The sequence below is a fragment of the Bradyrhizobium niftali genome, from assembly GCF_004571025.1.
Lineage (GTDB): Bacteria > Pseudomonadota > Alphaproteobacteria > Rhizobiales > Xanthobacteraceae > Bradyrhizobium > Bradyrhizobium niftali.
In genome coordinates this window covers 258,539-279,088 of the sequence record NZ_SPQT01000005.1, presented here as the reverse complement: position 1 = coordinate 279,088, position 20,550 = coordinate 258,539, and the positions used below count along the sequence as shown (strand labels likewise).

Sequence of the window (20,550 nt, the reverse complement as noted above, 5' to 3'; positions counted from 1 at the left end):
ACAGACACTATCAGCCCGGCACTTGTACGGTTCTTGCAGGTTGCTTGCACAGCGACAATGAAAATCGTCTTGCGATGAATGGGCGATAAATGAGGCCAAGTCCTATCTACGTGATCTGCAGGTTTAATGACATCCCGAGCCGCCAGGCCATGGGATTCCGCCTTATGGTCGTCGATGACCACGGCAATCACCGGCCGTGGTCCATCATTGTGGTGCGCTGGGGCAAAAAGGTGCTTGGCTACGTCAATAGATGCCCGCACAACGGCGTCAATTTGGACTGGCAGCGGAACGAATTCCTCGATCCATACGGTATCCGGCTGATGTGCGGCAAGCATGGTTCGACCTTCGAACTCGGCACCGGCCGGTGCGTCGAAGGTCCATGTCAAGGTAGGGTACTCACGCCGATCGCGTTGGCAGTTCTGGACGGTGATATCTGCGTTGTTGGCGTGCATCTTGTCGAAGACGATGCATCGGCCAACAACTGAAGACCGCGCTCAGACCGGCCGGTTCTCGTTGCGGTCTTTCACGGGCTCCATCCTCTTTAGCCCCTCGTCGTACGAGATCTCCTCATAGGACAGGCCGAGATCCTTTGCGGCATCGAGGAGGTAATCAAGCTTGCCGCCCGGATCGAGTTTCTTGATGTCGTCCTTGTTGAGCCCGACCAGGTCCATCATCTCCTTCCAAACCGTGGATTCATCGCATGGTAGGACGTGGAAGCTAATATCACCGAACTTGACTCGGTACTTCGCCAGTAAATCAATGTTGTTGCAAAACATGAAGTAGCTGCCTGTTGGGCTTAAGGCGCCGTCAAGGACGGTCACGACGTCAGCAAGATAGGCGAAGGAATGCAGATAGCCGGCCAGCACCGGAATAGTGCGTTCGCCGTCCTGCGCGATCGTCAACACCTGCTCAATCGAGTAGTCTGGCGGCCGTTTCTCGTCCGCGACCTGCGTCTGGAATTTTAGTGCCACGTCGCCGCGAAAGCCGAACCGGCCCGGCTTGGCAGTCCCGCCTTTGAGTACGGCATTGAGCAGGCGGCCCTCCTTCTCAAGTCTGCCGAGTGCGGTGTTCTCGATTGCAGTCATTAAACTCTTCCTCGATCTAAACTATTCACCGACGCCTTGGCCGGTGCCAGATGCGATGCAAATTGCTTGCCGTCGCATGTGTAGCGGCCTTCGCCGTAGCTTAGAAGAAAACGCGTCAGTGGCTGCTATCGCCTCAAGGAGCCTTGTCGGGAACCCAACACCGGTTTCAACGCCAACAGGCACGATCCAAAAAGGTGAGCATCATCAAGCGTCTGCGCGCTGGCACGTGACTTGCCCCTAACAGCTAGATCCAAGATGATGAGGGAAAGCCGTGATCAACCTGACGCACAGCGCAGTGAACGCAATCAAGAGCGCGATTTCATCGTCGACGCACCCGACCGGCGGTCTGCGCGTCATGATCGAAGCGGGGGGCTGCAATGGATTCAAATACAAGATGGGTCTGGTCGAAGAACCGAATCCTGACGACGCCGTGATCGAATGCGATGGGCTGAAGGTGTTCGTCGATAACAAGAGCCGTGAGCATCTGATCGGGACGACCATCGATTTCGTGATGGCACTGGAGAGTTCTGGCTTTACGTTTCACAACCCGAACACCACCGCGAACTGCTCATGCGGAAAATCGTTCGGCTGATGAACCAAATCGTTCAGCTGATGAGGAGGACATCGAAGCATGCCGGCCGAACCGGAACAACTGAGGCAATTACGACAGACCGAGAGCGTCGCATCCGCGGCGCCATCGAAGCAATCGGACCCAATCTGCAACGCGGTGGAGGTGACTGTCACCTGATCGAGATGGATGGCAGCAGGATCATGGTCAGGCTGTCCGCTGCCCGCACGTTCCGTAAGCTTTCGAGCGTTACGCTGAAAGGCATTCAGGCGCGCGGCTTGTTGATAAACTCGGCGAATTGGTCCGCCTGGTCCCCGTCGCGGCTGCAGGCGAGGTAGCGGATTGAGCGAAAATCGAATGCTGATTTACCTCGATAATAATGCAACGACTCGGACCGATCCATCCGTGGTGCAAGCCATGTTGCCGTTCTTCACCGAGCAATTCGGCAATGCCTCGTCCACGCATGCCTTTGGCAGCGAGGTCGCAGTCGCTGTGAGGCAGGCACGGCGTAGCTTGCGTATCCTACTAGGGAATGCATACGATAATGAAATCGTTTTCACCTCGGGAGGGACCGAGGGCAATAATGCCGCGATCCTCTCTGCGCTTGCGATGCAGAAAGATCGCGACGAAATCGTCACCACCTCGGTAGAGCACTCCGCCGTTCTTGCGCTAACCGAGCAATTGGCGACAAGAGGAGTCAAGTCGCACATCGTACCCGTAGATTCCCGGGGCCGGCTCGACATCGAGGCGTTTCGCGGCGCACTCGGGCCACGCACAGCGATTGCCTCGGTTATGTGGGCCAACAACGAGACCGGAACGATGTTTCCGGTGGAGTTTCTGGCCGGGTTGGCCCGCGAGGCCGGCGCGCTGTTTCACACTGATGCGGTCCAGGCCATCGGTAAGGTGTGCTTGAACCTGAAGGACAGTGCGATCGACATGCTGTCGCTATCCGGGCACAAACTGCACGGCCCCAAGGGGATCGGCGCGCTTTATTTGCGCAAAGGGACAAAATTCCGGCCGCTGATCTGCGGCGGATCACAGGAACGAGGGCGCCGAGGCGGGACTGAGAATATTCCCGGCATTGTCGGCCTGGGAAAAGCCGCCGAGCTTGCCGCGGAGCGGCTTGACCCCGAACGCGGTCGCATTGGCGCTTTGCGCGACCGTCTTGAGCAGGGAATCTTGAAGAACGGCGGGTGCGTTGTGCTCGGCGACACCGGCAATCGGTTGGCGAACACGGCCAATATTGCCTTCGACCATCTCGAAGGCGAAGCCATCGCCCACCATCTCGATCGGGCGGGCATCGCTGTGTCGCTCGGATCAGCCTGCAACTCCGGCTCCATTCAGCCATCGCATGTTCTGCGTGCCATGCAGGTGCCGCAGTGGCGGATGCACGGCGCGGTGCGCTTTTCTCTGTCGCGTGAAACCTCCGTCGCGGAGATCGATGAGGTCGTGTGCGCAGTGTCCGACATCGTGGCTCGCCTGCGCGCCACCTCCCCCGTCGCAGTCAGGGAGTAGACCTCGTGAAAATCATGATCCGCCGGTCTCCGGACGCGGGCCTGTCGATCTACGTGCCAAAAAAGGATCTCGAAGAGCCAATCGTTGAATCCGAGTACGAGACGCTATGGGGCGGCTGGATCAAAGTAGCTAATGGCTGGGTGCTCGATTTGCCTGAGATGCCGAGCGGCACAGCGTTACCGATCACAATTAACGCTAAAAAACGGGGCGAGAGCGGGGACGATCCGTGAAGGCGCCCCCACAGATCGACTTTGTCGATGGTGCCGATGCCAAGGCGAGGCTAGTTGATATCGCTGCCGGGCTGAGGGCCGCGAGCGTCATTCCCTATCTCGGTCCTGGCCTCGTCGAATTGTGCAGATCCGATATGCCGACCACGCCAGAGGCGTTGGCCAGCTTCTTCGCGAGCAAGGTTACGCCGCCGCGCCGGGCTAGGGGCAATGCGTGGGCCTCGGCGCAGCATATCGAGATCAGCAAACACCGGTCAGCCGTGACGACATTGATGACGCAGGCCTTCGCTCGCCCAGTCGAGCCGACGCGGTTGCACCATCATCTTGCGTCCCTGTCCCTGCCCGTCATAGTCGACGCGTGGTATGATGCCGCCATGCGCGCGGCGCTGGGTGAGCGCGATGGATGGGGCGAAGTGCAGGGTATCACCCGCATCGGCAATGGTGAGAATCGATGGTATCGCTTTTACGATTCACTTGGCCAGGAAGTGGACAGTGCCGTGGCCGGCAGCTGGGCGACGGTGTTGTACAAGCCGCATGGTAGCGTGCAGCCGGCCAACAACTTCCTTATCTCCGACGCTGACTATGTCGAGGCGTTGACCGAAATCGACATTCAGACACCAATTCCGGACATCATCAAGAAAAGGCGAACCGGCCAGACCTTTCTCTTCATCGGCTGCCGCTTCAACGACCAGCTCTTGCGTAGCTATGCCCGGCAGATCATAAAGCGCTCGGCCGACACCCACTACGCGATCGTGGATCCGGACGCGCTCTCTCGCAACGAGCTTCGCTTTCTACTCGAGCAAGGCCTTACACCGCTTGTGATTGGGCTCCCTTGCGCGGTTGAGATACTGATCACCCATTAGCGTCCTTGTGAAGCCAGAATCCCCCAGCTCGTATCGGGTTATTTGCGATAGCCGTAACGCGAGAAGACCCGGTCAGATGGAGCCGGGTTCCGGCGAGCTCGGCGCGAGAATGAATGCGCAAGCCATGGAGCGCTGCGTGAGAATGACGACGTATCTGTCGCACTGACAACAAGCGTATCATTGTATGTTCTTGCATGAGCCGGCGCACGTCGGTTCCGCTAACTCGTTGGCGTCTGGCAGCAATTTCATCGTCCCCGTCATGGCATGCGAGTTGCTAACAGCTTCTTGAGGCTCGCTCACGGATGGTCCTGGGAAGCCGATGATGCCTGCAGGGAAAAATGAAAATGAACGCGGTCGTCGGACGCGGAAAATATGTCAAAGCTGCAGTGGATAGCGGCAAGATGAAGTCCGCCGCCGAGCATAAGGGCTGCCGCGCTTCGGCCAAGACCGGGCAGGTGAGCTGCGGCTCGCAGGCAGGGCAAGGCGATCTGCCGACCGAAATCTGGGAAAAGGTCAAGAACCATCCCTGCTACAGCGAAGAAGCGCATCATCATTACGCCCGTATGCATGTCGCGGTCGCGCCTGCCTGCAACATCCAGTGCAATTACTGCAACCGAAAATACGACTGCGCCAATGAATCGCGTCCGGGTGTGGTGAGCGAGAAGCTCACGCCCGAGCAGGCGGTAAGAAAAGTGCTCGCGGTCGCGACCGCCATTCCGCATATGACGGTCCTTGGTATCGCTGGTCCCGGCGACCCCCTGGCCAATCCAGCAAAGACGTTCAAGACCTTCGAGCTGATCGCCGAGGCGGCTCCGGATATCAAGCTTTGTTTGTCAACCAATGGACTGGCTCTGCCCGACCATATTGATACCATCGCCAGGTCCAAAATTGACCACGTCACCATCACCATCAACATGATCGATCCCGAAATCGGCGCGAAGATCTATCCGTGGATCTTCTTTAACCACAAGCGCTACACCGGCATGGACGCGGCAAGGATACTCACCGATCGCCAGCTGCAAGGCCTCGAGATGCTTGGCGAACGGGGCATCCTGTGCAAAGTCAACTCGGTGATGATCCCAAACATCAACGACCGCCACTTGGTCGAGGTCAACAAGGCGGTGAAGTCGCGCGGTGCCTTCCTTCACAATATCATGCCACTGATCTCCGCGCCCGAGCACGGCACGGTATTTGGCCTCAACGGTCAGCGCGGACCGACCGCGTGGGAATTAAAGGCGCTGCAAGATGCTTGTGAAGGGGAGACAAAAATGATGCGGCATTGCCGCCAGTGCCGCGCCGATGCGGTCGGTCTACTCGGGGAGGATCGCAGCGCAGAGTTCACCACCGATCAGGTCATGAAAATGGACGTCCAATATGACTTAGACATGCGCAAGGCATATCAGAGCAGGGTAGAGCGTGAGCGTGCCGCCAAAATCGCGGCCGGCCAAAAGGAGCTTGCCGAATGTGCCGGAGAGATGAGCGCGATCACTCTTCTAGTGGCCGTCGCAACCAAGGGCTCGGGGTTGATCAACGAGCACTTTGGGCATGCAAAGGAATTCCAGGTTTACGAACTTTCTACATCCGGCGCCAAATTCGTCGGCCACCGCCGCGTGGACGTTTACTGTCAGGGCGGTTATGGCGAGGAGGACAGGCTTTCCGCCATCATGGGTGGCATCCATGACTGCCATGCGGTCTTCGTGTCCAAGATCGGCGGCTGCCCGAAAAGCAAACTGATCAAGGCGGGGATCGAGCCGGTCGATCAATTCGCCCATGAGTTCATTGAGAAGTCGGCGATCGCCTGGTTCAAATCCTATCTGGACAAGGTGAAACGCGGGGAGATCCAGCACGTGCAGCGCGGCGACGCCGCGATCCGGCAAGGATCTCGGATCTCTGCAGCGTAAAGGGGGAATATGTGCCATTCAAAATTGTCGCCTCGCAGTGTACGAGCTGCTCAGCCTGCGAACCCTTATGCCCGAACGATGCCATCTCGGAGAAGGGGGGGAGCTTCGTTATTGAAGCGGTGAAATGCACTGAATGTGTTGGCCGTTTCGACGAGCCGCAATGTGTCGCCGCCTGTCCGGTCGACAACACCTGCGTGGTTGACACATCCTTGCCTCGTTACCAGGCGCCAGCTTAAAGCGTGAGGCCCATGAGTGGCGTGCCAAGAGCTGGTTCAAAAAGCGTCATTAGCTACGTGCTGCGGGTTGGCGGCGGCGCAGGCGCCGATCTTCGGTCCTCCATCGCGGACGAGAACTGCGCTGGATTGCCGTGCGTTCGTGCTGTAACTGGTCGGCAGCACGGCCCTGGCGGGCATTTCATTCCGCGCGGTGGTGCAAAGCCGGTTCGCGATGCCGAGAGTGGCCTTCTCGGCAGCGCTGCTATCGTCGATGTGACTGACGATGCCGCGCAAGGATGAAGTGAATGCAGAATCTCGCCTGCGGGGGCCGAGGCGGCTCCCCGCACCTCTAAAGGAGCGATGCATGAGAGGCGATACATGAACAGCATCGTTCGCGACAGCGACGTCGTCGAGCTCAATCAGCCGCCTGTCTACAGCTTTGGCCAAAAGGTGCGAGCCAATCGCACCATCCGCAATGATGGCACCTATCGCGGCAAGGAGATCGGCGACGTTTTAGTCAAGAAGGGAGAGGTGGGTTACGTCGTATCGATCGGCACGTTCTTGCAGCAATTCTACATCTACGGCGTCGAGTATCCGGAAAGCGGCTACCGCGTTGGCATGAAGCGCAAGGAACTGGAGCCGGTGGAGGCCTACGAGGAGATCGATGATCTGCCATTGCCGGAGGAGTCGTGACGCAGCCCGGCTTTCCGAAATATCGACGTGGCCAGCGGATCAAGACCGCAGTCGACCTCATCAACGACCACTCATTTCCCGATAGGGAGCCCGAAGGAGTCTTGCTCGCCGCCGGAGCGACCGGTGAGATCATCAACGTCGCGATCCATACCGAAGCGAACGTGCCGATCTACATTGTCGATTTTGGTGAGCAGCTGCTCATCGGCTGTCTTGAAGAAGAAATCACAGTGCTTTGAATGGGGGCTTTCGCCATGAATGCTGCGCTGATGAGAAAGCTAAAGGCCGGGCTGGTGCCTCACCCCAACGAGCTCGATCGTAAACGGATCGAGCGCGGCTTGAGCTCGCGCAAGCGATATCTCTACGTCTCGCCGAACGTGACGCCGGTAAGGGGCGGCTACCTCGTCGAGAGCCCCTGTTGCTCGCGCAACATCGACGAGGATGGCGCACTCATCGATGTCGCGCTGATTCTTTATGATGCCGTGAGCGGGATCTGGAAGCTGTTTCGCAAGAACCACGCGCGCGGAATCTGGGAATTTTACAGCCTTTACCATCGGTTGACTTCTGCAATCGACGAATTGAATGCGGATCCGGAGCGTCTGTTTTGGCAATGATGCCCCGCCTTTCACGAGCCACAGAGGAGCCACGATGGCGCTCACCGCGCAGGAATTGATCGAAATCGAGCGGCTGCTTGCAGCCGATGGCGCCGAGATGGGTTCGTTTGTCGAGCTGCAGCGCCGCTTTCCGCAGCTTGCTTGGGTGCGCTGTGATGCGTCGGATGTGGCGGACCAGCCGTTCCGGCAGTTTCCGCGTTTCGACCTTCATCTGATCGATGGATCGGATCACTGCGTGCAGATTACGGCCGATCCGACGCGGGCGACCGGCATCGTCTTGGCCAAAAGGAATGTTGGGCGGTGAGCACTGAACTGGCAGAGTATCGGCTTGATGGCGCGTACACTGTGGAGGAGAATGCATCATTCATTCCACTGTCCGATCCCGATATCACCTTTGCCGAGCTCTCTGCCGTGGAAACGCTGCTGTGTTCGCCGCAGATCTCCAACGGGCAGATTACTGAGGCGTTTGAGCACGCTTTCGCCGCCTATCTTGGTCGCAAATATGCTGTTGCGGTCTCGAGTGGTACCATAGGGCTCCTCCTTGCGCTGAGGGCGCTCGGCATTGGTCCCGGGCACGAGGTTATCGCCTCGCCCTACTCCTTTCGTGAGACCGCGCATGCCATCAGTCTCGCAGGCGCACGAGCGGTATTTGCAGATATCGACTATTGGTCGGGAGCATTAGTCCCAGCGAAGGCCGAAGAGCGCATCACGGCCAATACGCGGGCGATTGTCGCCGGCAATCCTAACGGTCATCCAGCGCCATGGTCGGAGCTGCGCGCGGTCGCCCAGCGCCATCAGCTGCTGCTTTTGGAGGATTCCACCGAGGCGATCGGATCGAGCTACAAGGGTGAGCTCGTCGGCCGGTTTGGCGACATCGCGGTATTCGACTTTGCTCAGCCGCTGGCCCTAACCTGTGGTGAAGGCGCAATGGTTGTGACCGACGATATCGACATCGCGCTCGGCTTGCGTCGCCATCGCGCCCATCGCCTGGACGAGCGCTCTTCCGTTGTTGTCGGTAGCACGGCGCCTTATCAGGCCGGCATGAGCGATCTCACGGCTACCTTGGGCCTAGCGCAGCTCAAGCGTCTCGATGAAATCCTGGAGCGGCGTCGGTTCGTCGAGCAGCTTTATAACGCGCATATGCAATCATTTGAGGGCATCAAGCCGCCTTATGTTGGCCCCGATGTGGTCGAGGTAAACTGGTTGCTTTATCTCGTTCATCTGGGGACGCGCTTCACGCGATCGGGGCGCGACGCCATTATCGATGATCTGCGCGGCGCGCAGGTTGAATCCACCGCCTATAGCCAACCGCTGCACTTGCAACAACACTACTTTGACTTCGGCTATCGGCGTGGCGATTTCCTGGTTGCGGAAAAAATCGCAGATCGCGCTCTTGCGCTTCCGTTTCACACCCATCTCACGAACAAGCAGATCGAGTTTATCGTGGAGACCATGAAAGATGCGTCGGTAAACGTGGGAGCGGGTGCCGCGATTTACTAAGATGATCGTCATCCACGACACGGAAGAATGAGGGTTGAATGGCGGTGAGCGTGGTATTTCTCATCGCGAGAGATGAGCAACGGACCGAGGATACGTCCTTTGCGGCAGCGTTGTCGGATAGCATGGCGGGAGCGCGCCGGATGCCGTTGGAGGTATGCACTTGTCTTAGAGCAGCAAGAGAAATGCTCCAAGCGAGCGCGAAGAAGCCCTTCTCGATAGCAGAGAAGCGGCGCGTCCAAGGCGTGGCGTGAGAGCCTACCGCCAAGGTGCCCAAAACTAAGCACATCACAGTCGAGATTCTCGGTGTCCGTTCAGGATCTTTAGAGTTATCAAAAAAGGTGATCGGTATGAACTCGCAACAAGTCATCATCCACGTCCGCTTCGCTCCGAACGGAAGGGTGATCCAAATCAGCGAGCGTCCGGCGAAGCTCACGCCGAACCAGTGGTTTGACGTCCTCAACGCCCGTGCCAGCTCGGCTTATCGGGCGCTCGCTCGTGGCCGTGGGATTTTTCAGCTGAGCCGGACTGCGATCGAAGCCTTCAAGCAGGAAACTGCGAGGCCGGGATGAGCGAACCTGTAATCGGCAACCTGATGAGCGGTCACATCGAGGTTTTTGTCGTCTGTCCGGCCGATGCCATCGAGCGGAGTGGGGCCATGAGCTTTAGCCTGTCGCGGATTGACGATAGGGGCGAGAGCCGGCCGTTTCCGATTATTGTGGTGCGCACCTTCGGCAATGACTATTTTGGTTACGTGAATCGTTGTCCGCATCAGAGCGTCTGGCTGAATATCGGCTCCGGTACGTTTTTCTCGGCGGACCGCTCCTTTCTTAGATGCGGCCGGCACGGTGCAAGATTCGAGATCGACACTGGGATGTGCATCGACGGCCCCTGCGACGGACAATCGCTTGAGCCGGTAGCGCTCGCCGTGATCGAAGGTGACGTCTGCCTGTGCGGCGTCAAGCTGCTCGAGGACGATCGGTTTGGCAACCCCTTCGGGAACAGCGACGAAACCATGGATGTCACGATCCATCCGGACTAACGGGCCTATCGCTTTATTGTGCTCAAGCTGCCTTAGGGCGCTTTGCCCTCGAATGAGGCCATTGTACGCGTGAGCGTTGGTAGATGCGTGTCACAGCTTTTGATAAGACAAACGGCCACCTCGTCGGATTGCGGCCTTGCACTCCGCGACCTGCGCAGCACCAACAAGCTGCTCTTGCGTTGGCTCGTCAAATCGAGCCGGCAGCGGGACATGCCTCCTAGCGCCGTGGATATGTTTGAGGGGAAATGCCCCCGGCGGCTGGAAGTTCGCCGAGGGCATCGTCTGGGCGTGGAGAATGGCGGGACCCAGACTGACAGGATCGTTTGGGGATGAGGAATGACGATCCTGTGTCAGAAGGCCGGCCGGTGCAGCTGGCGTTATTCCCGGCGCTGCAGCTGCCATGCCAAGCCTCGGCTTGTGCGACACTCTTAGCGAATGGCGCCACCATCGTCAGTAAGGGCCGGTTAGAGCAAATGCATTCATGGGAACGTGCTCGTTGTTCCGCATTTCCGGCTGCAAGCGCGCGTCTTGACGCGTATCGTGTGAAGCGTGATCCCAATCTGGGACCGCTGTGTTGCGTTTTAGCGTTGCTGCCGACGGGATGCGACCGGCTTGGTCTGCAGCCTCAAAGGTGGCTCGGCGTTCATCCCTGCCTCGTTGGGCTCTCGCGACAGGCGCTATCTGTTGAGCAAACGATGGATGGGAAGCGGCGGAGCGCAGCGTCCAGCTTCAGGGCGAAAAAGATGCTGTAGGCTCGCGCCGGTCAATGCGGCCAGCCGATCACCCATGGTAGAACACGGCGCTCGATCCGCCGCACGATCTTCGAGCTCCTCGCTAGGCGGCTCGAGGGTCATGAAGATCGCTGCTCATTCCAAGATACGATAGCGCAAGAGCTGGGCCAAATAACCGAGCGTCTCTGTTGTTCTGCGTACGAACTGCAGAAGGTTGAACGGGAGGTCAAAGGCTATGCGAGGTTTGTCGTGTCAAAAACAGAGGCGAACGACATTGTCGTAACCTTCGCAACAATTGTGAGTCGCGCAAAGCAAGGGATCGTTGCGGAAGCGAACGTTACGCATCTGGTGTGCAACTTGCTTTGGAGAAGTTGGATGGTGAGCAAGCGGGAGCAGAAAGATCGTGATGAGGGCAGAAGAGGTTGGAGTTGATCAAGGAGGCTGCTCTGGACGCGAAGATATCTATCGCTGATCGTCGGCGACGACCATCACTATGGCGCCCGCTCATTTTGCCTGCTTTGGCGAGCGCGTGTGGGAATCATTAGCATTAATTAGTCGATGCGGCGTTTAATCGTAAGAGATTTTTTGGGGGAGATGTGCTCGCATCTTGTCTCTTCTCAGATGAAGCCCATTGATCACAGGATAGGCGCATGAACTCAGAAACCGAATTCGAGCTTCCTCAACTTTATAGACATCATGTCTTTGCCTGCAACACGCAGCGTCCGCCAACTCATCCGCACGGCAGCTGTGGCGCCTCCGGCGCACAAGCCCTATGGGATCGAATGGCCAAGGCGATCGAAGCGCAAGGCCTCAACGATATTGGCTTCACGATGGCAGGCTGCCTTGGCTTTTGTAACTCTGGTCCCTTGATGGTCGTCTATCCCGACGGAGTGTGGTATCGCGCGTCCACGCCTGAGGATGTCGACGAAATCGTAAACTCCCACCTCGCGCAAGGCAAACGTGTCGACCGCCTTGTGATGGTGTTAAAGCGAACCTAGAGGGCTCGATTAGCGGCCCCTTGCCAAGGCAAGCAAGCATCGACGGTTTGTGCGGCGATGAGCTGGCTGCTCGGAGGTCAGATCGTCTGAGATAGAGCGTAGCCATCACGCCCCGGATTTGAGAACAGAAAGTCATTGACGTTTTCGCGGCGTGCCGCCTTTCTTCTCCGGCCCAATCGGCAAATGGCGGCCTTTGCAACGCGCGTGCTGGGTCGATCTGTTTGTGTACCGTCACCGCTTGCCACGCGACCCGGAGTTCACAGCGAGAGCAGTGCTGGGCTCCCCGCGTCTCGCGAGATGACGCGTACTTGACGCGTCATCTCGCTCTGTTTGCACTGCGGTGAGGTTAGGGACGCGCTCGATGATCTCGCCGCGTCCGGTTTGATCAAACGGATCCCCTTTCTGATCCTGTTCTAGCGTCAGAACTTGTAAGTGACGCCGCCGCTGACGAGCCATGGGTCGATGTTTGCGCGACCGGTGACGGCAATCGCATTGTTTACGGTCGCGGAGTACTCCGGCCGCAGCCATAGCTTCTTCACGTCAAAGTTGAGGCCCCAGTGCCGATCAAGCATGTAATCGAAGCCGAATTGGACCGCCGCGCCGAATTGGTTGCTGATGCGCAAATCCGTAACGGCAAGACCAGCGAGCGACGTATTGGCTGCCGATTGGTTGAAGAATGCGGTGTAGTTGATGCCCGCGCCGATATAGGGCTTGAGCGCGCCGAAATCGGTGAAGTGATATTGCAGGGTCAGTGTTGGCGGCAACAGCCAGGCTTTGCCGATATCGAGGCCAGTGAGCGCGCCATTGCCGCTGATGTGATGGCTAGTTACGCCGAGAATGAGTTCGGCGGCAACGTTTCTCGTGAAGAAATAGGTGATGTCGAGCTCGGGTATGACTTGATCGCTGATCGAAAGCCCAGAACTTGGCGAGGACAGCGAGGGCACCCCGGCGACGCTGACTGAGCTGCCTTCGGTGTCCGGCAAAACGCCAAGTACGCGCAGGCGGATCATCCATGGATTGAAGGGTTCGATCGGGGGCGCTTGATAGTAGATCGGCGCCCGGCCCAGATCTGCAGCCTGTACCGGGATGCTGACCAACGAGGTTGCTAGCGCGAGGAGTGACGCCCTCGTCAGAACTGGCCTTGTTCTCATCGAATTCTCCATTCCAAAATCCGCGCGAAGAGCCGCGCGATATCTCTGTCACACACCGGGAAAGGCGGAGGATTTGATGCCGATCAAAATGGAAGCGAGCAGAGCGCAATTATGCCGCTAAGTTGCATAAGGATCACTGCCGCGCAGGGTGGAGATCTGTTCTGATCCTTATTCAATTCAAGAGAGGCGGGTCTGTTCAAGAAGCCGCATCTCGGATTGTTGCTCTGATCCAATCCAGGCCGCGGACATCATGCGCGACAAAGGCGGCACCTGCCACCGCCTCTCACAAGAGCGGGAAGCGCGGCGATCGAGCGCAATATAGACGATGCCCCTTACGGGCAGCCACTCGCGCGGGCCGTCTCAGCGAAGGTCCCGTCGCTTATTGCCCGTGAAGGAAGCCGGAAGTGGGAAACGTCATCCTTACTTGTTTGATCGACTGGGGGCCGCTCCTTCGTTTCCTCAGGCCTGCGCACAACGCCTGGGGTTTGCTTTGTGCAAACACCCCTCGAGATCATCTTGCGTCTTGCGGCCAAGCAGCGACAGCACGGGCTCATGATCGAGCCCGGCACATCGTGCCCCGTCTACGTCGATCAGCGGTCGTCGTATCAGGAGCGGATCGCCCACCATCAATGCGAGTGCGCTTGCCGCGTCGATAGTATCGGGATTGATTTCGCCTGACTTGATACGTGCCGCAGCTCGGTTGAACCAGGAGCCGACGGGCATATTGCCGAAGAAGCTACGTAATTCCTCCGCATCCCATGGCTCCTTCAAGATGTCTTGGGCGATCACGTCGTGGCCGGCGGACTTCAGCGCTTGAATCTGACGCGCGTTAGTGGCGCAGCCGGGTTTCTGATAGAAGATGATTGTCGCCACGATATACCTCTGTAGGCGCGCTGAGCTGAACGATTGGCACGGCGCGGCTGCTTCGGGAGCCTCTTCAATTTCTTGCCGATCATCTCCAAAGTCAGCGCACCAAGCGCCGTACCATGTATGCAACCTCGCCGCTGGTGCGCCAGATTGCGGGCCAACCGGCATATTCACTGTCGTCGAATCGGAGCAAGTTCCGTTCCACACGTGAGGGCATCGGAACTGATGGCGCAAATCGGCTTTTCGCGTTGATCGTTGTGGTCGTTGTTAGTTTTCTGACAGCCGCGCAGATCCTGTTAGATCCAAAACAGTCAGGGCCTTACTCACCGGCTAGTTGGTTTTCAGAAACGTAATCAGAAGCTTAAGGAGCGCGGTCAAGCGTTGGCACGGCGGTTGCTAATAAGCGGCAGCAACACTGACTGAGGGCTGAGTGCACGCCGACGCGTAAGACGAGCGATGCGCTCCTTCCCTTGAACCCGTGTGCCCCCGTTTCTGAGAGAGAAACAAGCTCGCGCGCAAGAAGCGCAACTTTTGGCAAATCGGTTGATGGAGAACAACATGTCTTCACTGAGACAAATCGCGTTCTACGGGAAGGGCGGCATCGGCAAGTCGACCACTTCGCAGAACACGCTGGCGGCGCTGGCCGAGATGGGTCAAAAAATCCTGATTGTAGGGTGCGACCCGAAAGCGGACTCGACCCGCCTGATTCTGCACGCTAAGGCGCAAGACACGATTTTGAGCCTTGCAGCGAGCGCCGGCAGCGTGGAGGACCTCGAGCTCGAGGACGTAATGAAGGTCGGCTACAAGGACATTCGCTGCGTGGAGTCCGGTGGTCCTGAGCCGGGTGTCGGCTGCGCCGGCCGCGGCGTCATTACCTCGATCAATTTCCTGGAGGAGAACGGCGCCTACGAAAACATTGACTATGTCTCATACGACGTGCTCGGCGACGTCGTTTGCGGTGGCTTTGCGATGCCGATCCGCGAGAACAAGGCGCAGGAAATCTATATCGTGATGTCCGGTGAAATGATGGCGATGTATGCCGCGAACAACATTTCCAAGGGAATCCTGAAATACGCAAACTCTGGCGGCGTGCGGCTGGGCGGTCTGATCTGCAATGAGCGGCAGACGGACAAGGAGTTGGAACTGGCGGAAGCGTTGGCCAAGAAGCTAGGCACTCAGCTGATCTACTTCGTGCCGCGCGACAACGTGGTGCAGCACGCCGAGTTACGCCGCATGACGGTGCTCGAATATGCACCCGATTCCAAGCAGGCCGATCACTATCGCAATCTTGCGACCAAGGTTCACCAAAATGGCGGCAAAGGCATCATCCCGACTCCAATCTCCATGGACGAGCTCGAGGACATGCTGATGGAGCATGGCATTATGAAGCCCGTGGACGAATCCATCATCGGCAAGACCGCCGCCGAACTCGCGGCCTCGTAAAGGCCGCGAGTCGCGGCCTTGCGAAGGTGCGCGACGAATGCCGGTCTCCCTCACCGACGCATCCCGGGAGGCCGGCATTCTGACGATCGATCTTGACCAAAACCAGGATGCGGCAGGGAAAACCTGACTGCTGTGGAACCCTCAAAATATGTTCGAAGCGCAATACCTTCCGTTCATGGCTGCTTGTGCCGTTGATGCCAACAGCCAGATACACAGGGGAATTGCAACCTACCGTCTGCTCACCGGTGTGCCTCCTGCAGATGCCGATATTGCCATTGACAGCAATTTCGATCGCCATGTCCTGGCGTCTATCTTGGCGGCTGCCACAATGGATGGTGGGTCCCTTCCCGAGAAGGCCGGCCTGTCCGGCCTTGAACTGGCGGCCTTGCTGGAGCAGTACTTTCCCTCGCTTGAGATCAAGCTCGCGGGGCAGCTCTCGGTTTTTAAGTGCGAAGGGGACGAAGAGATCGCAATGCTGCGCGATCTCTTGCTCAAGCAACGCTCGACGGAACGGGATATCGGTCACTGGCTGGCTGCGATGATAGCGCGGCGCGCCATTGAGCCAGGCCATCTTTGGGAAGCTCTCGGCTTGCGCAATCGCGGCGAACTCTCTCGGCTGCTGAGCCGCCATTTCGCGCCGCTCGCCGCGCGCAATGTCAACAATATGCGCTGGAAGCGCTTCTTCTACCGCATGCTTTGTGAGAATGAAGGCCTCGCGATGTGCACGACACCCGTGTGCAACCAATGTGACGACTTCAACATCTGCTTCGACGAAGAAAGCGGTGAGAGCCGGATGGCCGAGCGCCGGCGCGATTTTCTGTTGCAGGCGGCTCGGCCGGTCGTTGCCGGCGGCTGGCCATCTGAACTGCCACAAGGGTCCGCGATCGCATCATCATCGGGGAAAGCCTCGCAGGATTCGGTAAGCCGCGCGGAAGGCTGAGGGCGCGGCTGACGCCGTTTCGAGCGAGTGACCATGTGTCCAAGGCGGCGGCGGGCTCAAGTGCTCCGCAACAATTCTCACATCCTGGCGGGCCGCAACTGCATTAAAGTTCGAACACGGCGGGGCAGTAGGCAAGGCGTCCGCTTCATAGGCCTGTCGCATTTACGACAATCCATTTGCTGAAGCTTAGGTAGGTCAAACAATGAGGAGCTCTCGCGTGATTGCCGCTAGCACCGCCGCAAAATCGTCTTGGTCCGACCAGGTGCGCGCCAAACCCACCGTGCTCAACGACACGACATTACGCGACGGCGAGCAGGCACCTGGCGTTGCGTTCACCACAGAGGAAAAGCTAGCGATCGCGCAGGCGCTGGCGCGGGCCGGAGTCACGGAGATCGAGGCGGGAACGCCGGCGATGGGCAACGAGGAGATCGCCGCCATTCGCGCCATTGTCGAAGCAGATCTTCCGCTGACCACCATAGGCTGGTGCCGGATGCGAGAATCGGATGTCGACGCGGCGATCGAAGCAAAGGTGTCCATGATCAATATGTCGATCCCGACCTCCGATGTCCAGATCGCGGCCAAGCTAGGTGGTCATCGCGACCTGGCGCTGGAACGGGTGAAGCGATTGGTAGGCTATGCCTGTGCGCGCGGACTTGAGGTCGCCGTCGGTGGTGAGGACTCCTCCCGCGCCGACATCGATTTTCTCATCAGACTGATGGCAACTGCAAAAGCCGCGGGCGCGCGTCGCTTTCGTATTGCAGATACGCTCAGTGTGCTCGATCCCGACGCAACCTACGTGCTGGTCAGGAATTTGCGTGCGACCACCGATCTCGAACTCGAATTTCACGGTCACGATGATCTCGGACTCGCAACCGCCAACACGCTCTCCGCTATCAAGGCCGGCGTGAGCCACGCCTCAGTGACCGTCATCGGGTTGGGCGAGCGGGCCGGAAATGCCCCGCTCGAGGAAATCGCGGTCGCACTCAAGCAGCTCTACGGGCGCGAGACTGGCATCATACTCCCGGAGCTCGGGAACGTCGCCGCGGTGGTAGCAGGCGCGGCCGCACGTGCGATTCCTGTGAACAAGGCCATCGTCGGAGAGCATGTATTTACGCACGAATCCGGCATTCATGTCGATGGCCTTTTGAAGGATCAACGCACCTATCAATCGCTTGATCCCGTTTTGTTTGGCCGCTGCAACCGCTTTGTGATCGGCAAGCATTCCGGACTTGGGGCGATCACCGCGTTACTCGATGAACTGCAGCTCGTTGCCAGCGCCGATGAAGCCAGACAGATTCTGTCGCAAGTCCGCAAATATGCCATTGAGCACAAGCGGCCGGTCGAGCGCGAAACCGTGGCGGCGATCTGGCGCGACGTGTGCGGATGCCTGGCAACCCACCCCGCGTGAAAAGCCGTGTCCAGCAGCGTTTGCGTAAACAGACGCGCCCCAAGGATGGCGTCCGATATCGCTGATGGGCCCGAACGGCGTCCAGCTTTCGCGCGTCAGATCCCCTGGCGCGATCTCACCTCCAGATCTTACTTCCCGTTCCGCCATACATGCTGTGATCTCCTACCCAATGGCGAGCCGCCCCGCACTGCCAATCGGCGTCTTCTCGCCCTGAGTTCCGGTCCGGCGACCGTCCTGACTAGCGTCAGCCTCGATCGTGGTCTGGCCATTGATCCCGCCAGCAGTCAACAGGCGCCACCCCATCTCATTTACCGTCCAGAGCTAATCCGAAGGAGAATTTTCCATGATCAACTCATCCCCGGCAGCCGGTATCCTCGATCGGCTCAGCAAGGCCTCATCGGCGGAGGATTTTTTTTCGCTACTTGGCGTCGATTACGATCCTAAAATCGTGAATGTCGCGCGCCTTCACATCTTAAAGCGCATGGGACAATACTTTGCAAAAGAGCAATTTGCAGGTGCCGCAGAGCCGGAAATCAGAGCTCGGTGCAAGGCGATGCTGGAGCGGGCTTATGCCGATTTCGTGGCATCGTCACCGATCGACCAGCGAGTGTTCAAGGTTTTGAAGGAGGCGGCCGCAGATCCTAAGAAGGCGGCGGCCTTTGTCCCATTGAGCGAGCTGAAGTGATCTAGCGTTCCACTGCAAGGTGTGCCCGACGGGGCACCGTGGCAACCCGATGTGCGGCCTTCGTCTTTATCCGGGTCAACTCTCTGCAGCTATCACCCGAGCGGCGGCTGTCGTATTCCCGACCCATGTCTGGACTGGTCGTGTCCACGGTACCAGCGGATATTTCAAGTGTCTGCCAAACCATTACTTTCGACTGACTTTCACTGTTTTTTGCAACTGGTACGACACTTGCTGTTGTCCTGCCGATCCGATCATCGATGCCGACAGATGGTAGTCGTCCGAGATGAGATTGAAGGAAGACTTATGATGCTGCATTTAGTGCCTGCCGAGCCCTGCGCCATCATCTCGTGGCCTACGATCGCGCCAGGTGCGTTCGAAACGGCCTTTGACACGATCAAGGCTCCGTATGGACGGTGAGATGGTGGTCAATGGATAAGTTGGCCGTTCGCGCTACACCTGGAGAGGGTATGCCCAGCGTTGTCCGGATCAAGTCGGCCCCGGATTCCGCTCAGATTTGTATCCATCTCATGGCGGATAGCAACATGCGTCAGGAAGAGGGCCAACGTCGGCCCATACGGGCTGTCGGCGCTGGAGGCTCGGCATGGATCGCGTGACAGGTGCGTTGCCAGGATCGCGCTCGTCGTCACAGTCAATGTGGAGCTGGTGGGCCGAAAGTGAGGCGCAGGTATTGCGCAGCGAACGGACTCGCCAACTCAGGCATGGAAGCGACCGGTCACAACCACCGCGGCGCCCTGGCCGCTGCGGTGGCGCTCGTCGAACCTGGCGCGCAAGCGTCCAGTGTGGAAGACCGCTCCAAATCCGGCCGGACCGGTACGTCTATCGCGACGACGCCTCTTGTTGTGCGGCCGGTCGGACCAAGCAGACGGGGCAGAACAGCCGGCCCCTCGCTGACCAAAAGTGATCTTCAGTTATCGAAGCTAAAAAGCAAACCTGTGGCGCGGGCGCGCCTATCTTTGAGGGGAATTTAGAGTATGAACAATGTCACCAGAACGGCCATGCCGGCGGCGGCCGGTCGCGCAGGGGCCAAAAAAGAACTGCCGGAGCACTTTAAGGCCTACAAGCACGTCTGGGTCTTCGTTGAGCTGGAGCGCGGCCGGGTGCATCCGGTCTCCTGGGAGCTCATGGGGGCGGGCCGCAGGCTGGCCGACAGGCTAAAGGTGAATCTTGCTGCTGTCGTTATCGGTCCGGAGGGGCAGCACACACGTAACGCCGCGCTTGACGCATTTTGCTATGGCGCCGATATGGCCTATCTCGTGAGCGACAATGTTTTGTCGGATTACCGCAACGAATCCTACACCAAAGCGCTAACCGAACTCGTCAACACCTACAAGCCCGAGATCCTACTGTTGGGGGCGACGACGCTCGGTCGCGATCTCGCAGGTTCCGTGGCGACGACTCTGTCGACGGGGCTCACAGCCGACTGCACCGCGCTGGACGTCGACGCCGATGGTTCGCTGGCGGCGACGCGTCCGACCTTTGGCGGCTCGCTGCTCTGCACGATCTATACCTTGAATTATCGTCCGCAGATGGCAACCGTCCGCCCGCGGGTCATGCCGATGCCTGAGCGCGTCGTACGCGATGCCGCTCGTATCATCGTCCATCCGCTCGGTCTTGTGGAAGATGACATTGTCACAAAGGTATTGTCGTTCCTACCCGACCGCGATGCAGAAACCTCCAATCTGGCCTATGCCGATGTCGTGGTTGCGGGCGGCCTGGGACTGGGATCGCCTGAGAACTTTCGGTTGGTGCGCGAGCTCGCAACTCTGCTTGGCGCTGAATATGGCTGCTCGCGTCCTCTCGTGCAAAAAGGGTGGGTTACGTCTGACCGGCAAATCGGCCAGACGGGCAAAACCATCCGGCCGAAGCTCTATATTGCCGCCGGCATTTCCGGCGCGATCCAGCACCGGGTTGGCGTGGAGGGTGCGGATCTGATCGTCGCCGTCAATACTGACAAGAACGCTCCGATCTTTGACTTCGCCCATCTCGCGATCGTCAGTGACGCCATTCAATTGCTACCGGCGCTGACGGCCGCATTTCGCGCTCGGCTTTTGCCGAATTCGCGCGCCCGGATCGCTGTCTAGAAGGAGAT

Annotated in this window: 25 protein-coding genes; 21 read left to right on the top strand and 4 right to left on the bottom strand. The window is 58.5% G+C overall.

Going from position 1 to position 20,550, the window contains the following annotated elements:
* The first annotated feature begins 89 nt into the window (after positions 1–89).
* Positions 90–485: a Rieske (2Fe-2S) protein gene (locus tag E4K65_RS13460; RefSeq protein WP_126261651.1), complete on the top strand. Its 396-nt coding sequence runs from the start codon at positions 90–92 to the stop codon at positions 483–485.
* Positions 486–494: 9 nt separating this feature from the next.
* Here E4K65_RS13460 and E4K65_RS13455 read toward each other — a convergent pair whose 3' ends face one another.
* Entirely contained in the window at positions 495–1,085 is a 591-nt protein-coding gene (locus E4K65_RS13455; protein WP_135174537.1) for a hypothetical protein, read from the bottom strand.
* A gap of 271 nt (positions 1,086–1,356) precedes the next feature.
* On the opposite strand from E4K65_RS13455, the gene E4K65_RS13450 reads away from it, so the two are divergent.
* From E4K65_RS13450 to E4K65_RS13420, 7 genes are all read left to right on the top strand, one after another.
* The gene (locus E4K65_RS13450) at positions 1,357–1,677 is read left to right on the top strand and encodes an iron-sulfur cluster assembly accessory protein (RefSeq protein ID WP_126261653.1); all 321 of its coding nucleotides are present in this window, start codon (positions 1,357–1,359) and stop codon (positions 1,675–1,677) included.
* Positions 1,656–1,991 carry a NifU family protein gene (locus E4K65_RS13445; protein ID WP_347340954.1) on the top strand — a complete coding sequence of 112 codons (336 nt, stop codon included), beginning with the start codon at positions 1,656–1,658 and terminating at the stop codon, positions 1,989–1,991. Before E4K65_RS13450 ends, E4K65_RS13445 begins: the two co-directional genes overlap by 22 nt.
* 4 nt (positions 1,992–1,995) lie before the next feature.
* A complete protein-coding gene (gene nifS / locus E4K65_RS13440) occupies positions 1,996–3,168 on the top strand; it encodes a cysteine desulfurase NifS (protein ID WP_135174536.1) in 1,173 nt (390 codons plus the stop codon).
* 5 nt (positions 3,169–3,173) lie between these two features.
* The gene (gene nifT / locus E4K65_RS13435) at positions 3,174–3,398 is read left to right on the top strand and encodes a putative nitrogen fixation protein NifT (RefSeq protein WP_135174535.1); all 225 of its coding nucleotides are present in this window, start codon (positions 3,174–3,176) and stop codon (positions 3,396–3,398) included.
* Positions 3,395–4,258, top strand: coding sequence for an SIR2 family NAD-dependent protein deacylase (locus tag E4K65_RS13430; protein WP_135174534.1), 864 nt, complete (start codon positions 3,395–3,397; stop codon positions 4,256–4,258). Before nifT ends, E4K65_RS13430 begins: the two co-directional genes overlap by 4 nt.
* A gap of 401 nt (positions 4,259–4,659) precedes the next feature.
* Positions 4,660–6,159, top strand: a complete 1,500-nt coding sequence (gene nifB / locus E4K65_RS13425; RefSeq protein ID WP_135174590.1) for a nitrogenase cofactor biosynthesis protein NifB — start codon at positions 4,660–4,662, stop codon at positions 6,157–6,159.
* Positions 6,160–6,170: 11 nt separating this feature from the next.
* Positions 6,171–6,395 (top strand): 4Fe-4S binding protein, encoded by a 225-nt coding sequence (locus tag E4K65_RS13420; protein WP_135174533.1) that lies wholly within the window; start codon positions 6,171–6,173, stop codon positions 6,393–6,395.
* Between the two features lie 36 nt (positions 6,396–6,431).
* Here E4K65_RS13420 and E4K65_RS13415 read toward each other — a convergent pair whose 3' ends face one another.
* Positions 6,432–6,668 (bottom strand): hypothetical protein, encoded by a 237-nt coding sequence (locus E4K65_RS13415; protein ID WP_135174532.1) that lies wholly within the window; start codon positions 6,666–6,668, stop codon positions 6,432–6,434.
* Positions 6,669–6,752: 84 nt separating this feature from the next.
* Here E4K65_RS13415 and E4K65_RS13410 point away from each other — a divergent pair, with 84 nt between their 5' ends.
* The 8 genes from E4K65_RS13410 (at position 6,753) to E4K65_RS13375 (ending at position 11,946) form a co-directional block, all read left to right on the top strand.
* Positions 6,753–7,067 (top strand): nitrogen fixation protein NifZ, encoded by a 315-nt coding sequence (locus tag E4K65_RS13410; protein WP_135174531.1) that lies wholly within the window; start codon positions 6,753–6,755, stop codon positions 7,065–7,067.
* Positions 7,064–7,303, top strand: coding sequence for a nitrogen fixation protein NifZ (locus E4K65_RS13405; protein ID WP_135174530.1), 240 nt, complete (start codon positions 7,064–7,066; stop codon positions 7,301–7,303). Before E4K65_RS13410 ends, E4K65_RS13405 begins: the two co-directional genes overlap by 4 nt.
* Before the next feature lie 15 nt (positions 7,304–7,318).
* Positions 7,319–7,678, top strand: a complete 360-nt coding sequence (locus tag E4K65_RS13400; RefSeq protein ID WP_135174529.1) for a DUF3024 domain-containing protein — start codon at positions 7,319–7,321, stop codon at positions 7,676–7,678.
* Between the two features lie 34 nt (positions 7,679–7,712).
* On the top strand, positions 7,713–7,982 hold the full coding sequence (locus E4K65_RS13395; protein ID WP_135174528.1) for a DUF6129 family protein: 270 nt from the start codon (positions 7,713–7,715) through the stop codon (positions 7,980–7,982).
* A gap of 41 nt (positions 7,983–8,023) precedes the next feature.
* Positions 8,024–9,178, top strand: a complete 1,155-nt coding sequence (locus E4K65_RS13390; protein ID WP_135174589.1) for a DegT/DnrJ/EryC1/StrS family aminotransferase — start codon at positions 8,024–8,026, stop codon at positions 9,176–9,178.
* A 266-nt stretch (positions 9,179–9,444) separates the two neighbouring features.
* Positions 9,445–9,747: a hypothetical protein gene (locus E4K65_RS13385; protein WP_430649028.1), complete on the top strand. Its 303-nt coding sequence runs from the start codon at positions 9,445–9,447 to the stop codon at positions 9,745–9,747.
* Positions 9,744–10,217 (top strand): Rieske (2Fe-2S) protein, encoded by a 474-nt coding sequence (locus tag E4K65_RS13380; protein WP_135174527.1) that lies wholly within the window; start codon positions 9,744–9,746, stop codon positions 10,215–10,217. Before E4K65_RS13385 ends, E4K65_RS13380 begins: the two co-directional genes overlap by 4 nt.
* A 1,381-nt stretch (positions 10,218–11,598) precedes the next feature.
* On the top strand, positions 11,599–11,946 hold the full coding sequence (locus E4K65_RS13375) for a (2Fe-2S) ferredoxin domain-containing protein (protein WP_126261662.1): 348 nt from the start codon (positions 11,599–11,601) through the stop codon (positions 11,944–11,946).
* A gap of 419 nt (positions 11,947–12,365) precedes the next feature.
* Here the strand turns inward: E4K65_RS13375 and E4K65_RS13370 are convergent, their stop codons facing one another.
* A complete protein-coding gene (locus E4K65_RS13370; RefSeq protein ID WP_167770772.1) occupies positions 12,366–13,109 on the bottom strand; it encodes an OmpW/AlkL family protein in 744 nt (247 codons plus the stop codon).
* 447 nt (positions 13,110–13,556) lie between these two features.
* Positions 13,557–13,970, bottom strand: coding sequence for an ArsC/Spx/MgsR family protein (locus E4K65_RS13365; protein ID WP_126261663.1), 414 nt, complete (start codon positions 13,968–13,970; stop codon positions 13,557–13,559).
* Between the two features lie 552 nt (positions 13,971–14,522).
* Between E4K65_RS13365 and nifH the strand changes: the two genes are divergently transcribed.
* From nifH to E4K65_RS13340, 5 genes are all read left to right on the top strand, one after another.
* Positions 14,523–15,407 (top strand): nitrogenase iron protein, encoded by an 885-nt coding sequence (gene nifH, locus E4K65_RS13360; protein WP_126261664.1) that lies wholly within the window; start codon positions 14,523–14,525, stop codon positions 15,405–15,407.
* 148 nt (positions 15,408–15,555) lie between these two features.
* On the top strand, positions 15,556–16,347 hold the full coding sequence (locus E4K65_RS13355; RefSeq protein WP_135174526.1) for a nitrogen fixation protein NifQ: 792 nt from the start codon (positions 15,556–15,558) through the stop codon (positions 16,345–16,347).
* Positions 16,348–16,564: 217 nt separating this feature from the next.
* Positions 16,565–17,755 carry a homocitrate synthase gene (nifV, locus tag E4K65_RS13350; RefSeq protein WP_404550850.1) on the top strand — a complete coding sequence of 397 codons (1,191 nt, stop codon included), beginning with the start codon at positions 16,565–16,567 and terminating at the stop codon, positions 17,753–17,755.
* Positions 17,756–18,098: 343 nt separating this feature from the next.
* Positions 18,099–18,440 carry a nitrogenase stabilizing/protective protein NifW gene (gene nifW / locus E4K65_RS13345; protein ID WP_126261666.1) on the top strand — a complete coding sequence of 114 codons (342 nt, stop codon included), beginning with the start codon at positions 18,099–18,101 and terminating at the stop codon, positions 18,438–18,440.
* A 992-nt stretch (positions 18,441–19,432) separates the two neighbouring features.
* Positions 19,433–20,542, top strand: a complete 1,110-nt coding sequence (locus E4K65_RS13340) for an electron transfer flavoprotein subunit alpha/FixB family protein (protein ID WP_126261667.1) — start codon at positions 19,433–19,435, stop codon at positions 20,540–20,542.
* The last annotated feature ends 8 nt before the right edge of the window (positions 20,543–20,550 follow it).

Bases quoted from the DNA above. Each gene is read 5' to 3' on its own strand.
- E4K65_RS13375 (WP_126261662.1), top strand. From the start codon at position 11,599: ATGAACTCAGAAACCGAATTCGAGCTTCCTCAACTTTATAGACATCAT.
- E4K65_RS13445 (WP_347340954.1), top strand. From the start codon at position 1,656: ATGCGGAAAATCGTTCGGCTGATGAACCAAATCGTTCAGCTGATGAGG.
- E4K65_RS13340 (WP_126261667.1), top strand. From the start codon at position 19,433: ATGAACAATGTCACCAGAACGGCCATGCCGGCGGCGGCCGGTCGCGCA.
- E4K65_RS13355 (WP_135174526.1), top strand. From the start codon at position 15,556: ATGTTCGAAGCGCAATACCTTCCGTTCATGGCTGCTTGTGCCGTTGAT.
- E4K65_RS13455 (WP_135174537.1), bottom strand. From the start codon at position 1,085: ATGACTGCAATCGAGAACACCGCACTCGGCAGACTTGAGAAGGAGGGC.
- E4K65_RS13370 (WP_167770772.1), bottom strand. From the start codon at position 13,109: ATGGAGAATTCGATGAGAACAAGGCCAGTTCTGACGAGGGCGTCACTC.
- nifH (WP_126261664.1), top strand. From the start codon at position 14,523: ATGTCTTCACTGAGACAAATCGCGTTCTACGGGAAGGGCGGCATCGGC.
- nifB (WP_135174590.1), top strand. From the start codon at position 4,660: ATGAAGTCCGCCGCCGAGCATAAGGGCTGCCGCGCTTCGGCCAAGACC.
- E4K65_RS13395 (WP_135174528.1), top strand. From the start codon at position 7,713: ATGGCGCTCACCGCGCAGGAATTGATCGAAATCGAGCGGCTGCTTGCA.
- E4K65_RS13460 (WP_126261651.1), top strand. From the start codon at position 90: ATGAGGCCAAGTCCTATCTACGTGATCTGCAGGTTTAATGACATCCCG.
- E4K65_RS13380 (WP_135174527.1), top strand. From the start codon at position 9,744: ATGAGCGAACCTGTAATCGGCAACCTGATGAGCGGTCACATCGAGGTT.
- nifW (WP_126261666.1), top strand. From the start codon at position 18,099: ATGATCAACTCATCCCCGGCAGCCGGTATCCTCGATCGGCTCAGCAAG.
- E4K65_RS13410 (WP_135174531.1), top strand. From the start codon at position 6,753: ATGAACAGCATCGTTCGCGACAGCGACGTCGTCGAGCTCAATCAGCCG.
- E4K65_RS13400 (WP_135174529.1), top strand. From the start codon at position 7,319: ATGAATGCTGCGCTGATGAGAAAGCTAAAGGCCGGGCTGGTGCCTCAC.